Genomic DNA, 13,034 nt, shown 5'->3' with positions numbered 1-13,034 from the left:
TCTTTCCTAAAAAAATAATATTTCCTAACACCTTAATCACTTGGCTAACATTATATACGAATAATGAACTAAAAAGTTCCAATTTTACATTATTTTTATATTATTAAAATCTTAAATTAAAAATGTTCCTCAATAGGAACCAAACTTTTTAAGATGGAACACATTGAGTTAATCCCTTTTCCCGTAAAACAAAAACACCCACAAATATTGAATTAACAACTTTTGTGAGTGTTTTAAGTTTTTTATACGAACTCTTTTATTCCTAATTTCTATTCCGGCAGCCCTTTGTTTAACGAACTTTGTCTAAATGACGCAGCATTTGCTCGTAATGACCCGTTACGTGCTTCACGATTAAATGGTCGACTAAAAATGATAACGGTTTTCCGTCAAAGTTTGCATTATAACTTGGAGCTTTTTTTTCTAAATCCTCTTCTTTCACTCTAGCAAGCGCTGCCTCTACCCTCGGAACTAAATTTAGTAGTTTCGTAATGGCAGCATCTTTCTTTAAACGAGATACAACGTTTTCATCTACTGCAGCTAAACGTCGCACGTGTTCATGATTTCGTCCCCATTTTGCACCTGGGACCACTAGCAATGCTTCCAAATCTTCCACCCAAAAATCCACTGCTTCTAAAATATGAGAAACAATTTGCATGGCGGACCATTCTGTCTCAGAAGGTTTACTATAGAGGGTTGCCTCTTCCGTATTTTTCAATACCGTAACAATTTGATCTATATTCTTTTTAAACGTTTCCAATTTTTCATTCAGTACTGTTGTAGTCATCTTCATTCGCCTTCCTTTAATACATACTTAAATGACCCATATTTTTATTTACGGAATTAGCAATCGACATGCTGGTAATTTTTTTTGAAATAGCCATATAGGAAATCAACCACATGATAATCAGTTGGTTTGTGATGCTCGAAAATGAAGTTCCGAAGCGCCAGTGCAGTTGGATCCTCCGCGTGAATAATTTCGCCCCATCTACGTGCTGATCCCTGTACCATAGCTGAACGAGGGATACGAATTTCTTGATAGGCATTAAATGCTTCTTGATAAGATTGATGTTCTTTTAATTTCTCACCTAATACAAACGCATCTTCGAGTGCTTGAACGCCGCCTTGAGCTAAATATTGAAGCATGGCATGGCCAGAATCGCCTAATAGCGTAATATTGCCTTTTGTCCAATTGTCGATTGATTCACGGTCATACATTTGCCAGCGGAATTGACGGTTAATATAAGCTAAAGCATTTTGCACTTTTGGATGACTGTTTTCAAAACGACGTGCCATTTCTTCAGGAGTTCCCCAGTCTTCTACAGTCGCATCATATGATTTAAATACGACAACTTGGTTGTAAAGCTCCCCGCGACGAACTGGATATTGTACCATGTGCAGGTTTGGTCCAATCCACATAATAACGTCATCTAAGTCTAAGTTTTCACTAGAAGCCACTTCTTCAATTGGAATCGTTCCACGGTAAGCTACATACGCAGAGTTTACTGGTTGGTCCTCAACCAACAGCTTTCGCATGTTTGATTTTACCCCATCCGCTCCAATGACTGCTTCTGCACTAAATGTTTCCCCATTATGATTGACAATCGTTACGGTATCCCCATTTTGTTCTGCTGTTTGAATCGCTTGGTTTGTAAAGAATTTGATATTAGGACGTTTTTGACATGCTTCATAAAGAACTCTGTGTAAGTCAGAGCGATGCAAGACGATATAGGGCTGACCGAATTCTTTTTGGAATCCTTCGCCTAAATCAAGAGTTGCTAATTCTTTTGCCGTATAAACATCTTTTAAGACAAGTCGTTTTGGTAATACAGCATATTTTAAAATTTCTTCCTTTACACCTAAACGGTCTAAAACTTCTAATGCATTGGGTGCTAACTGAATCCCAGCGCCTACTTCGCCAAATTCAGGGGCTTGCTCAAAAATTGCTACTGATTTACCAGACTCTAGGATTGATAAAGCGGCTGCTAAACCACCAATTCCTCCACCCACTACGATGACATCGCTTACATTACCCATTGTAAATTCCTCCCAAACCTTTTATAATGTTCTACAAATAGTGAACTGTGTTTCCAATAATTAAACTTTAATCCATTTATCACTCTTTCGTCAACTAAAAAGTTTTTTAAAATTTAGAAATTTCTACTATTGAATTTTACTTTATTTATCAACAAAATTAACTAAATATTGGGGGATCAAAATGACAACAGAAACAAAAACTGCCGGTATTCAATCCTTACAATTGGGGTTAAACATATTAGAAATCTTAGCAATGGAGAAAGTACCTCTAAAGTTTACGGACATCCAAAACAGAACCTCTATGACAAAAGGGAATTTATATAAGTATTTGTTAACACTAAACCAATCTGGATTAATCCACCGTAACCCACATACAAACATGTATACGCTTGGATATAAATTAGTACAGCTAGGAAATGTTGCTTTAGGCCACTCTTCATTAATTGAAGTGGTTATTCCCTATTTCAAAAAGATTATAGAGAACACGAACCTAACCGTGCTCCTAGCTGTTCCTTCTATAAAAGGGCCGCTCATTACCTATATTTTAAGTGCAGATTATGGAATCAACATCGGTGCACAAATGGGGACACACTTACCGCTCTCCTCCTCTACTGGCATCGTTTTTTCATCTTTTGATAAAGATCCCCATAGGAGAGAATGGGAAAAAGAGGAATTATCCAAGTTCACGGAAAACGAAGTACGTCATTTTCTAATTGAAAAAGAAAATACGAGAAAGATTCTATTTGCGTCAAAAACAGAACCACTTATACAGCATGTCTCTTCTTTTAGTGTTCCTATCTTAAATTTCACCCACGAACTGCTCGGTGCCATTACCATTGTTGGGATTACCGAGACCGTACCAAAATCAGTCGACAATCCGATTGGACAATATGTTCTCAATGTCGCAAAAGAAATTTCAGAATACTACGGGTTTAACAATTAAATCCCTTTCCATATCTTTTCTGAAAACAAATAATATTGACAATCTTTTTAAAACCTATTAAAATTTTTATAAATAGTGAACTAAATTCATAATTAGTGACAATAAGGAGGCCAATCATGAAACTTATTAATTTTACCGTCGCTGGCGATACACGTGCAGGGGCAATCGTTGAAAACCAAGTGATCGACTTAAACTATGCCTGCCAAGCACAGTTAAAGGCAGAAGGAAAATACCGATACGAAGCAATCGCAAAGGCATATGTACCAGAAAATACAGATGAGTTATACCAAGGTGGAAAAGAATCACTGACCCTTGCACAAAATGCAATCGATTTCATCTTAGCGAATCCTGAAAGCTTTCATAAAAAAGTGATTTACAATCTTGCGGAAGTAAAGGTTGAAGCACCTGTTAGACGGCCAGGCAAAATTATTTGTGTGGGTCACAACTACCGCGAACATATTTTAGAAATGGGTCGTGAACTCCCATCGAATCCCGTTATTTTTGCAAAGTTTGCAAATACCATTTTAGGGCCAGAGGACGATATTCCACACTATCCCATTTCTGACCAGCTTGATTATGAAGCAGAATTTACTTTTGTTGTTGGCAAACAAGCTCGCAATGTTTCCGAAGAAAATGCATTGGATTATGTAGCTGGTTATACGATTACTAATGACGTAACCTATCGTGATATTCAACGACGCACACTTCAATGGCTGCAAGGAAAAACAGTAGATGGCAGTGCACCTATGGGACCATACTTAGTCACTTCCGATGAATTACAAAATCCATCTGGTTTAGAAGTTGTTCTTAAAGTAAATGGTGAGGTACGTCAAAAAACAAATACTGCCAATCTAGTATTCTCCGTACAAAAATTAGTATCGTTCTTATCCAATTTAATGACACTCGAGCCAGGTGATGTTGTTTTAACAGGAACCCCTGGGGGCGTAGGAGTTGCGATGAATCCTCCGCAATTCTTAAAAGATGGGGATGTCGTTCGTATTGAAATCGACCAAATTGGGGCACTAGAAAATAAAGTAAAAGCAACAGAAGTGTTAGCGACTGTTTAATGAGGATTTGCAAGGGGTTTAGCAGCATTTGCTGCTCCCCTTTTCTCTATAAAATGGAATCATAAAGGAGAATGTGAGATGGCTGAAGTAAATCCAGAAGTTCAAGAGTTTATGAAAAGCTCCATTGTAACCGATTACACACGAGATATTCAACAATACAACTTGGGACCTCTTTGGGAAGCAATTCCTGCAATTATGCACAAAACGCCAAGTCCTCAAGCACAAGCCTATCTTTGGAGCGATGAATTAATCAAAAAGAAAATGAATGAAGCAGCTCAAATCTTTACACCGGAACGCGGTGGTGAGCGTCGTGCCATCTATTTCCAAAATCCCGGCTTAACGTATCGGGAACCATGGGGATGGGGATCAACTACTCAAACGATTTATGCCGCTATACAAATGTTATTGCCTGGTGAAGCAGCACCCTCCCACCGCCATTCTCAAAGTGCCTTGCGCTTTATTTCTGAAGGTTCAGGTGCTTATACGATCGTGCAGGGTGAGCGTATTTTCATGGAAGAAGGCGACTTTCTAATTACGCCAAAGGGCTTATGGCATGGGCATGCCCATTTAGGTACAGAGCCTATGTATTGGATGGATGCTTTAGATATTCCTACTATTTACGCAATTGGCGGTACCTTCTTTGAACCTTATGAAGATGGATTACAGCAGCCAGATATTCCAGATAACTTTTCAGAGAAACGTTATCGCGGCGGCATGATTCGTCCTGTTGGTGATGATAAATTTACAGTAGCGCCACTTGCTAATTATAAATGGGATCGCACAGTAGAAGGAATTAAAGGCTTGATGGAATTCGATCCAAATCCACATCACGGATATGCAATCGAATACATTAATCCATCTACCGGTAAATCGGCTAATCCGACGCTTGGCACGAGAATGCAGCATTTGCCGCATGGTTTCAAAACAAAGGCATTACGCCATACGCACTCAACGGTTTACCAAGTACACAAAGGCTCAGGACACACCATCATTAATGGCACTCGCTTCGATTGGAAAAAGGGCGATTACTTCGTTGTGCCAAACTGGGCTTGGTATGAACACTCTGCATCAGAGGATACATACCTCTTCTCCGTAAACGATTTACCAATTATGAACCGTTTCGACTTAGAACAAGAACAATTCTTGGAAGAAAATCACGGTCATCAAAAAGTGACGGGTGAATTTAAAGCAGACTTCCGTTAATAGATTGAGAAAACGCTTGGAGTGCAATTCCAAGCGTATTTTTTTGCCTTCATTCATTAAAGATTGAGTGTAAAAAGATAAAAATTCTTAAGAAGTTCGCTTTCATTGATCGATATCCTATTTGCTAAATCTTCCGTTCTCAATACAAATTCTTTAACCCCAATAAATTCTGATTCACTAATCAAATAAAACAGTGTTCCCTTTTTGTATCCTTTAAAATGCCTTTTTAGTTTATATACCTTCATTTAATAACCTCAAATGATAATTTAATATAATTTATATAATCATACTAATAAAATTGTAAATTCTCCATCGCTTAAGAGACGAAATAATATTTTCCTGATTCATCCTCCAATAATTGGATTGTGTTTGAAACTGCGTCAGACACATATATTTAATGTTATTAACAGGATTCTACTATAAAATGCCGAATTACATTAATAACATTAATGGTGTATGAGCACTATCATCTATTTTTGACCATAAAGGGGAATCGTGTATGCAAATTGAACAATTAGAGTTTATTGTTTCAGTTGCTAAAACTCTATCCTTTTCTAAAACGGCTGAAAGACTTTTTGTCTCGCAGTCAGCAATTAGCCAATCCATCAAAAAATTGGAAGAGGAGCTGAATTTCGAAATTTTTAACCGTACCCGGTATGGTGTCATCCCTACAGAAAAAGGGAAGGAAATGATAACTCATGCAGAAGGAGTATTGAAACAATGGGAAGAACTAAAAAAGAAAGTCGTTGACTTAAGTGAATCTGGTGGAAATGAATTAAGGATCGGTTTAATTTCAGGTTTACATTTACCATTCCTTCCTTCCTTAATATCAAAGCTTAAAAAAGAATACCCCCATCAAACCATTAAAATAATTGAAAAAGGTTCTATCGAAATTACTCAATCCATTATCAATAAAGAATTAGATATTGGAGTAATTGCCATCTATGAGAATACAATGAAGAAAAAAGATAAAGTGCATTTTGAACATTTAACAGACATCAAAATGTTTGCTTATGTTAACAAAGATTCAGCCCTATCCTCCCATGATTTTATAACTTACCCCCATTTATTAAATCAAACTTTTATTATGTTTAATGGTGAATTTTTGAATTGGTATTTTAAAAAATTTGTAAATCGAGATGGTATGGTTGAATTGCTGTTTTCATCAAACAATACTGAAACCATACGAGAAGCAGTTCGTGAAGGATTAGCGATTACCATTGATACTCAAATTGATTTAATCAATAATCCATATATTACTAATGGAGAAATATTACCTATTCCATTGGATGACACTATATCGATCGATTGTTATTTAGGTTTTGCAAAGTTAAAAGGGAAAAACTACTCTCCTGTTGTTCGGACATTTATGAAACTATTTAAACACCATTTAAATGAGCTATTAAAACAGGAGCTGACCGAACTTAATCTACAAAGCAAAAGTCGGTTCTTATAACGGAACCGACTTTTAAACTACTTATTCATTACTTATATGATCAAATAATAACTTTTCCCTCTCTTCCCTGGTGATCTTACTATGATGTACATTTTTGAAATAGAACAGTAGAATAGTCATAAAGACAACCCCTAACACTCCTAATTCTGGTATTGTTAAACCACCTAAAGGATTTAATGGGGTATACAAAAACAGGAAAAAAATGAGTGAGACAATAGCAAGCACACCTACAAGCTTGCCATATGCTACATGATAAGGACGAGCTAAATTTGGTTCTCTACTTCTCAAAATCATAAAGGATAGAACCACTAATAACCAGGAACAGATCATCATAAATCCAGATAAATTTACAATTTTAGTAAATATCATTTGACTTGTTCCCAATAAGGCTCCTAGACTGCTAATCATAAACAAAAACAAAATTGCCTTCATAGGTGTTTTATTCTTTGAATGGAGTTCTGAAAAACCCTTAGGAATATATTTGGCTCTTCCAAGTGCAAACAGGACACGACTTCCTGCAAGATAGGCAGCATTCCATGAAGTTAACATCCCAATCAATGATGCAATCGCAACAAAAATTTTAGCTGCCTGAGAACCGTTAAATAAGTGGTCAAGAGACTCCAAAACGACAATGGAGGCTGATTCTCTAATCCCTACATTGGCAGAAAAGGCTGTACCAATAATAATGAGGATATAAAATAAGGCACTTGTCCAGACTGTTATCACAACCAGCTTGCCAATCAGTTTTGGGTTAATATTGGTCTCTTCTGCAGCCTGGGCCACCACGTTAAAACCTGACATAAAGCCAGGAACTAACAATAAAGTTAAGGAAAGACCAGAAATGGAAGTGAAGAATGGCTTGGCATTTGACACTTCACCAAAACTAACTCCAACAATTACGTAAAAAACTGCTGCAAATAATAATACCGCAACTGTTATAGTTTGAAAAACCTTGGAGAATTCAATGCCTTTCATATTTAGGAAAGCGAAGAAAAAGTTAATTAGAACGGAAATGGCAATATAGGAAAGGTACACTGTTTCTCCACCAATGCTATAGATTGCACCTATCTTCGGCACATTGAATCCCAATGCTCCAAGAATGACCGGAAGCATGATGGTTTCAATAATAATTAACGTGAGAAAGCTATACCCGACACACGCACCAGCAATAAAAGCCCAGCGGTCCCCCAATCCTTTAAAGGTATAAACAATATCTCCGCCAGCTCTTGGCATGGAAGAGGCAAGCTCTGCATAAGCGAGTCCGACAAATGAACAAAGTATCCCACCGATCAGGAAGGCAAGCACTCCTCCCAAACTACCGGCAGTGGTTGACCATACTCCTGCATAAATTACCCAGGACCAACCAATAACTGCTCCAACACCAATCGTTAATAAATCCCACTTTGTTAGTGCTTTCTTTAATTGAGTAGTTTGCTTTGATACAACGGTTACATTAGCATCATTTGTTTCTATTTTCATCCCCACAGCTCCTCGATAATAGAATAAATGGTTACTCTTTCACTAGATTTCTTTCATTCATCCGTTATTTTGATGCGATTGGAGATTCTTCACTGATTCCTAATTTAAATAGTTGATTTGCATTCCTCCAGTAAAACTTTTCTCTTACACTCTTTTTTAATGGCCAATTCTCGACCTCCTTAAGATAGTCTTTTATTGGTAAACCAATTGTCAGCCAATCAGCAGCAAATATTATTTGATCCTGAATTAGGCTATTAGCATAATGCATAAACATATCCCAGCCTGTGTTTGGTTCAGCAATATATTTCGGTCTGAAAGCAGAAGTGTCCACATATAAATTTTTATATTTTAAAAGCATGGCCAGCATATCCGGTATCCACGGCCAGCCTCCATGACCGGCAATAATTTTTAAATTTTTAAAATCCATTAAAGGTGCCTCTAAATTTGTGGGATGGTCTATAAATACAGATGTTTCTTTGTAATAGTTGATGGATGAATGAATCCATATTGGGATATCCAGTTCATCACAAAGCGCGTATAGCGGATAATATTTTCGGTCGTCAGCCTTGACTCCATGTTCGTATGGCGGTAAAACCACAGCCTTATAGCCCTGCTCTGTAATCGCTCTGCGCACAACCTTTAAACTTTCGGTCCCTTTATGTGGATTATAGCCGGCAAAACCAATAAACCGATTTGGATACTTTTTCAGAATTTCAGCAACGTAATCATGATCCACAGGCGGCACTGAACCATCCCTGCCGTAATCCATATTGTGAATAGCATGATACCTAACGTTAGATTCATTTAACAATTCTAAAAAGTTTTCCATAGAGTATTGTTCTTTTAATTGTGCATATAACTCACCGAAGACCTCCTCTTGTTGCTGCTTTTCAAGTTTTTCGTAAAAGTCTTGCTTTGACCATCCGACAAGCTGTGCCCAACGCGGACTGAATAATTTCAAGTAGTTTTCGTTTTTTGAGTTAGATTCTGAGTCTTCCATAAAAGCGAACTCTGGTAACGTGTTAGAACAATCAATGATCATTTGCTAGCTCCTCCTTTTTCTGAGACCACTTCTTTCAACTTAGTAATTCTTCTCAAATAGCGGCGTTTTGGTCATCGCTTTTTCTAATGTGCCTGGCTCACACCAAATAATCTCAGGTGTCACTCTTGCCTCAGTATGGAGGGTATTTTTCATTCTTTGTTCAAGATCTTGCAAATATCGGAGGTCAAAGTTATACCCGTATTCAACCTTAACCTTTAATGGTGGGACTACTCTTGGTGGAGCGGTGTCCAGAACAATTCGGATTTCCCCCGTTACCTCCGGAGTAAATTTAGCAATTACCTTTTTAATGGTTGCTGGGTAAACATTTGCTCCTTTGATAATCAACATGTCGTCAGAACGACCAATCACTCTAATTCTTTTTCCTTTAAACCCACATCCCGGACACTCCTTGGTGAAAACTTGAATCACATCACCACTTGCATATCGGATTCTCGGTAACGCTTTTAAACTGATTTCCGTATCAATCACCTCTCCAATTACTCCATCCTTTACTTCGATTGGTTTTTTGGTTTCCGGATCAACTAAGTCAATCGGGAAAAGACCGAAGTCTGGTGCGACACAATGAATGCCATAATATTCATCGGAATCACAGGAAAAGCCTAATTCACCTAAATAATCATAGACCCGACAACCGTAAGCGTTTTCAATTTTCTCCTTTATTTCGGGAATGCCTATACCAAGCTCCCCAACTGTAAATAGTGCTGATAAGCCAAGATCTCCGACACTCTTCCCCATTAATTCAGGGGCTTTATCTATTAAGTACTCAGCTAGCGATGGTGTCATCATAGCTGCAGTTGGTTTTGTCATTTCCGCGTACTTTAGAATCATATTACTTCCAGCTCGAACATCCACATCGATTGGCAATACACCATGGGATCTTATCCCCCACAAAATAGATGAGGTTGCATAAATTCCTAAAGAATGACTAAAAAGCAAGCGATCCCCAGAGTATACTCCTCCATACTCCAGCATATGGGCAATATACCTATTTAAAAATTGTAAATCTTCGTTTGTAAAGGTATAAGTAAATGTTGGATTCCCTGATGTCCCGCTCGTTGTACCGGTGAATTCAATTTCATCTGGAGAACAGCACAGATGGGTTCCAAAAGGATGTCCATAACGATCTCTTGATACTTTTTGATTTTCCCTTTCTATGGCTTTATTCATAAATACTGGCAGTTGGCGAAAATCCTCTATTGTTTTAATTTCCTCTGGAAGTATTCCTATTTCATTAAACTTGTTTCGATAGAATTCAGAATTGCGATAGACATACCTCAATTGCTTTTGTAACAATTTTTCTTGATAACTGTATATCTCCTCTTCCGTCATAGTGTTAAACAGCTGATTTGTATAAGTAACACCTTTTGTCATTTTCTTTGTAATCGTCATTAGGCATCCCCCTCCTGCATATGTGTAATAAATTTTTGAAAATAACTATGTTTTTCAAACTATTCATAATATAAAGTCTATATAAAAAAGGGCTTAATGTGAAATTAACAATAGTAATATGGATATAAGTATTACTTATATTTAAAGGCACTCCCATTGGATGTTTTAAGCAAGCCTAATTTTTGGGCTTCATTTTCAAATAGAAAAGGTTCTGACACTTTTTACTATCTATTAGCTTTTTGTAATCGTTTGTCCTTCCTCGTGCATAAAGATGTACAAAGGGGGGATTTTCATTTTTTATTCAAATAAATTTATTAGACTTATCATTGCCTATGTATTTATTACCGCTGCACTTATGAAATTAATGAATACCGAACTCTCGAATCATTTTCTGGGATTAGGTCTTCCCTATCCTCACATGATGTTAAAGCTTGTCATTTTAATAGAAATAGTTTGCGGAATCTTACTATTAGTTAATAAAGCTGTTAAACATGCAGTCGTACCTTTAATTGGGATTATGCTCGTTGCCCTTCTTATAACAAAAATCCCCTTGTTACACACTGGATTCCTCCGCTTTGCTTTTGCTGCTCGTTTAGACATTGTTATATTAGTCTTGCTTATATATCTGTACAAACGGCATCCCAGCTGAATCTTTACATGTACAAAAAAGTGCCAGGCACTCTCCAGTAATTGGATCGTGCCTGACACTTTTTTCATAATATAAGGCTTAGCTTTGACATGTTCCTCTAATAGATTGCTCTATTTACCACGCAGGAGTAATTGGTGTTTTAATGGTATTATATGTTTCCAAAATTTCAGCTGCATCAAATAATGTATCTTCACGGAATCTTCTTCCCAGTAATTGGACCCCGACTGGTAATCCATTTTCAACCGATGTTGGTACAGAAACTGCAGGGAATCCGAGCATCGGAATGGCCATCATCGACCACTGTGCGGCCATGCATTTCCTCATGCTTTCAACACTTGCGATATCAGCATCCTGTTCAAATGCTTGCTCAGCTGACACAGGCATTAAAAGAATCGGGTACTTAACTAAAATTTTTTGCAGTTCTGCGATAAGTGTTCCTCTCCGTGCGTAGCCATTCATATATTCTGTTAAACCCGGGGTTGGTCCCCACCATTCTTCCGCTACCGCATAGTAATGTTTTGCCGCTGTTTTCATTCCAATATCCCCTACTTCGTCCACTAACGGCATAATTTGACGAAATTCTTCCATACATAACAAATACCAAAGTTTGTATGCTTCCTCAAATAAAGCAATATCTAGTTCTTCTACAATATAACCTGCATCTGCTAATCTTGCAGCGGCCTGATTAAGTGCTTGATCGACTGCATCAACTGGCTTAGCTATATTTATACCTTTTACAAGACCAACCCTGATGGGTCTTTGAAGCGGTTCTCCTATTAATGGCACAGAGGCATGAAGGGCGTCACGAGGATCAAAGGGCACGAAAGCTTGTAGCGCTAACCTTAAATCCTCCACACTCCTCGCCAAATTACCTTGAGTAAGCATGGTCTGTACTGACAATAACTGGTCCTGGTCCACCGGTCCATACCAGCTTGGAATGCGGCCAACTGTTGGACGAAGGCCAAAAATTCCAGTTGCATACGCTGGATAACGGACGGAACCACCGATATCATTACCATGTGCAATAGGCATCATGCCAGATGCGACAGCAGATGCTGCACCTCCACTTGATCCTCCGGGAGTTTTGGTTGGGTCCCAAGGATTTAATGTAAGTCCATGCAAATCATTATTAGTAAACCAACGATATGAAAATGCAGGTGAATTATTCCTGCCAACAAAAATCGCCCCGGCCTTACGTAAGTTGGCTACATGTGGTGCATCTTCGGCTGCAATATTGTCTTTAAATGCGACAACCCCGCTAGTTGTCGCTTTTCCTTTTTCATCACTGTTAATTTTAATTGACATCGGAACACCATGGAGAGGACCAAGTTCTTCCCCAGCTTTAACCGTTTGGTCTGCGCGGTCAGCCGCTAATAAGGCCTCTTCTGCATAAACTTCCACGAGTGCATTTAATTTAGGATTAACTTCTTCAATTCGGTCTAATGAACTTTGGACAATTTCTCGTGATGAAACCTTTCTAGCTTTGATTGCCCTTACCATCTCAGCGGCTGTCCACTGCCATAGTTCACTTTTTTTCTCTTTTTCTAACTCGACATTCGGAAAAACAGTCTTTTCATTCATTATCGTTCCTCCTATAGGTAAAAATCACTATAAATTAGTTGTTCGCTTTAATTATCCAAATATTTTAATTATTGCGAATTAATGTTATTCTATATAATAACTAACTACAAATCTATTACAGGAATTAAGTATTTTTTTATGAAAAGGTACTAAAAATAGTACCTAAAACT

12 protein-coding genes are annotated in these 13,034 nt (G+C 37.7%); 5 read left to right on the top strand and 7 right to left on the bottom strand.

Annotated features, from left to right (window positions below; all coding sequences use genetic code 11):
• Nucleotides 1-289: 289 nt before the first annotated feature.
• Nucleotides 290-784 carry a DinB family protein gene (locus tag AC4E8C_RS11170; RefSeq protein WP_490212175.1) on the bottom strand — a complete coding sequence of 165 codons (495 nt, stop codon included), beginning with the start codon at nucleotides 782-784 and terminating at the stop codon, nucleotides 290-292.
• Nucleotides 785-840: 56 nt separating this feature from the next.
• Nucleotides 841-2,034 (bottom strand): FAD-dependent monooxygenase, encoded by a 1,194-nt coding sequence (locus AC4E8C_RS11165; protein WP_490212174.1) that lies wholly within the window; start codon nucleotides 2,032-2,034, stop codon nucleotides 841-843.
• Between the two features lie 181 nt (nucleotides 2,035-2,215).
• Between AC4E8C_RS11165 and AC4E8C_RS11160 the strand changes: the two genes are divergently transcribed.
• The 3 genes from AC4E8C_RS11160 (at nucleotide 2,216) to AC4E8C_RS11150 (ending at nucleotide 5,247) form a co-directional block, all read left to right on the top strand.
• Nucleotides 2,216-2,977 carry an IclR family transcriptional regulator gene (locus AC4E8C_RS11160; protein ID WP_490212173.1) on the top strand — a complete coding sequence of 254 codons (762 nt, stop codon included), beginning with the start codon at nucleotides 2,216-2,218 and terminating at the stop codon, nucleotides 2,975-2,977.
• A 116-nt stretch (nucleotides 2,978-3,093) separates the two neighbouring features.
• The gene (locus tag AC4E8C_RS11155; protein WP_490212172.1) at nucleotides 3,094-4,044 is read left to right on the top strand and encodes a fumarylacetoacetate hydrolase family protein; all 951 of its coding nucleotides are present in this window, start codon (nucleotides 3,094-3,096) and stop codon (nucleotides 4,042-4,044) included.
• A 78-nt stretch (nucleotides 4,045-4,122) separates the two neighbouring features.
• The gene (locus AC4E8C_RS11150; RefSeq protein WP_490212171.1) at nucleotides 4,123-5,247 is read left to right on the top strand and encodes a cupin domain-containing protein; all 1,125 of its coding nucleotides are present in this window, start codon (nucleotides 4,123-4,125) and stop codon (nucleotides 5,245-5,247) included.
• Between the two features lie 56 nt (nucleotides 5,248-5,303).
• On the opposite strand, the gene AC4E8C_RS11145 is transcribed toward AC4E8C_RS11150, so the two are convergent.
• Entirely contained in the window at nucleotides 5,304-5,492 is a 189-nt protein-coding gene (locus tag AC4E8C_RS11145) for a hypothetical protein (protein WP_490212170.1), read from the bottom strand.
• 254 nt (nucleotides 5,493-5,746) lie between these two features.
• Between AC4E8C_RS11145 and AC4E8C_RS11140 the strand changes: the two genes are divergently transcribed.
• Entirely contained in the window at nucleotides 5,747-6,703 is a 957-nt protein-coding gene (locus AC4E8C_RS11140) for a LysR family transcriptional regulator (protein WP_490212169.1), read from the top strand.
• Between the two features lie 21 nt (nucleotides 6,704-6,724).
• Here AC4E8C_RS11140 and AC4E8C_RS11135 read toward each other — a convergent pair whose 3' ends face one another.
• The 3 genes from AC4E8C_RS11135 to AC4E8C_RS11125 form a co-directional block, all read right to left on the bottom strand.
• The gene (locus AC4E8C_RS11135; protein ID WP_490212168.1) at nucleotides 6,725-8,182 is read right to left on the bottom strand and encodes an APC family permease; all 1,458 of its coding nucleotides are present in this window, start codon (nucleotides 8,180-8,182) and stop codon (nucleotides 6,725-6,727) included.
• A gap of 64 nt (nucleotides 8,183-8,246) precedes the next feature.
• Nucleotides 8,247-9,224: an amidohydrolase family protein gene (locus AC4E8C_RS11130; RefSeq protein ID WP_490212167.1), complete on the bottom strand. Its 978-nt coding sequence runs from the start codon at nucleotides 9,222-9,224 to the stop codon at nucleotides 8,247-8,249.
• Between the two features lie 39 nt (nucleotides 9,225-9,263).
• The gene (locus AC4E8C_RS11125; RefSeq protein ID WP_490212166.1) at nucleotides 9,264-10,634 is read right to left on the bottom strand and encodes a phenylacetate--CoA ligase family protein; all 1,371 of its coding nucleotides are present in this window, start codon (nucleotides 10,632-10,634) and stop codon (nucleotides 9,264-9,266) included.
• A gap of 271 nt (nucleotides 10,635-10,905) precedes the next feature.
• On the opposite strand from AC4E8C_RS11125, the gene AC4E8C_RS11120 reads away from it, so the two are divergent.
• Nucleotides 10,906-11,283, top strand: coding sequence for a DoxX family protein (locus AC4E8C_RS11120; RefSeq protein WP_490212165.1), 378 nt, complete (start codon nucleotides 10,906-10,908; stop codon nucleotides 11,281-11,283).
• A 114-nt stretch (nucleotides 11,284-11,397) separates the two neighbouring features.
• Here the strand turns inward: AC4E8C_RS11120 and AC4E8C_RS11115 are convergent, their stop codons facing one another.
• A complete protein-coding gene (locus AC4E8C_RS11115; protein WP_490212164.1) occupies nucleotides 11,398-12,864 on the bottom strand; it encodes an amidase family protein in 1,467 nt (488 codons plus the stop codon).
• Nucleotides 12,865-13,034 lie beyond the last annotated feature (170 nt).

The organism is Neobacillus sp. SRL179 (assembly GCF_984799095.1).
The sequence above is the reverse complement of the archived record's forward strand: the minus strand, read 5'-3'. Positions and strand labels throughout refer to the sequence as shown.

What these genes read in the sequence shown, in the direction of transcription:
- AC4E8C_RS11170 (WP_490212175.1), bottom strand. Translation starts at nt 784, where the DNA reads ATGACTACAACAGTACTGAATGAAAAATTGGAAACGTTTAAAAAGAAT.
- AC4E8C_RS11165 (WP_490212174.1), bottom strand. Translation starts at nt 2,034, where the DNA reads ATGGGTAATGTAAGCGATGTCATCGTAGTGGGTGGAGGAATTGGTGGT.
- AC4E8C_RS11160 (WP_490212173.1), top strand. Translation starts at nt 2,216, where the DNA reads ATGACAACAGAAACAAAAACTGCCGGTATTCAATCCTTACAATTGGGG.
- AC4E8C_RS11155 (WP_490212172.1), top strand. Translation starts at nt 3,094, where the DNA reads ATGAAACTTATTAATTTTACCGTCGCTGGCGATACACGTGCAGGGGCA.
- AC4E8C_RS11150 (WP_490212171.1), top strand. Translation starts at nt 4,123, where the DNA reads ATGGCTGAAGTAAATCCAGAAGTTCAAGAGTTTATGAAAAGCTCCATT.
- AC4E8C_RS11145 (WP_490212170.1), bottom strand. Translation starts at nt 5,492, where the DNA reads ATGAAGGTATATAAACTAAAAAGGCATTTTAAAGGATACAAAAAGGGA.
- AC4E8C_RS11140 (WP_490212169.1), top strand. Translation starts at nt 5,747, where the DNA reads ATGCAAATTGAACAATTAGAGTTTATTGTTTCAGTTGCTAAAACTCTA.
- AC4E8C_RS11135 (WP_490212168.1), bottom strand. Translation starts at nt 8,182, where the DNA reads ATGAAAATAGAAACAAATGATGCTAATGTAACCGTTGTATCAAAGCAA.
- AC4E8C_RS11130 (WP_490212167.1), bottom strand. Translation starts at nt 9,224, where the DNA reads ATGATCATTGATTGTTCTAACACGTTACCAGAGTTCGCTTTTATGGAA.
- AC4E8C_RS11125 (WP_490212166.1), bottom strand. Translation starts at nt 10,634, where the DNA reads ATGACGATTACAAAGAAAATGACAAAAGGTGTTACTTATACAAATCAG.
- AC4E8C_RS11120 (WP_490212165.1), top strand. Translation starts at nt 10,906, where the DNA reads ATGTACAAAGGGGGGATTTTCATTTTTTATTCAAATAAATTTATTAGA.
- AC4E8C_RS11115 (WP_490212164.1), bottom strand. Translation starts at nt 12,864, where the DNA reads ATGAATGAAAAGACTGTTTTTCCGAATGTCGAGTTAGAAAAAGAGAAA.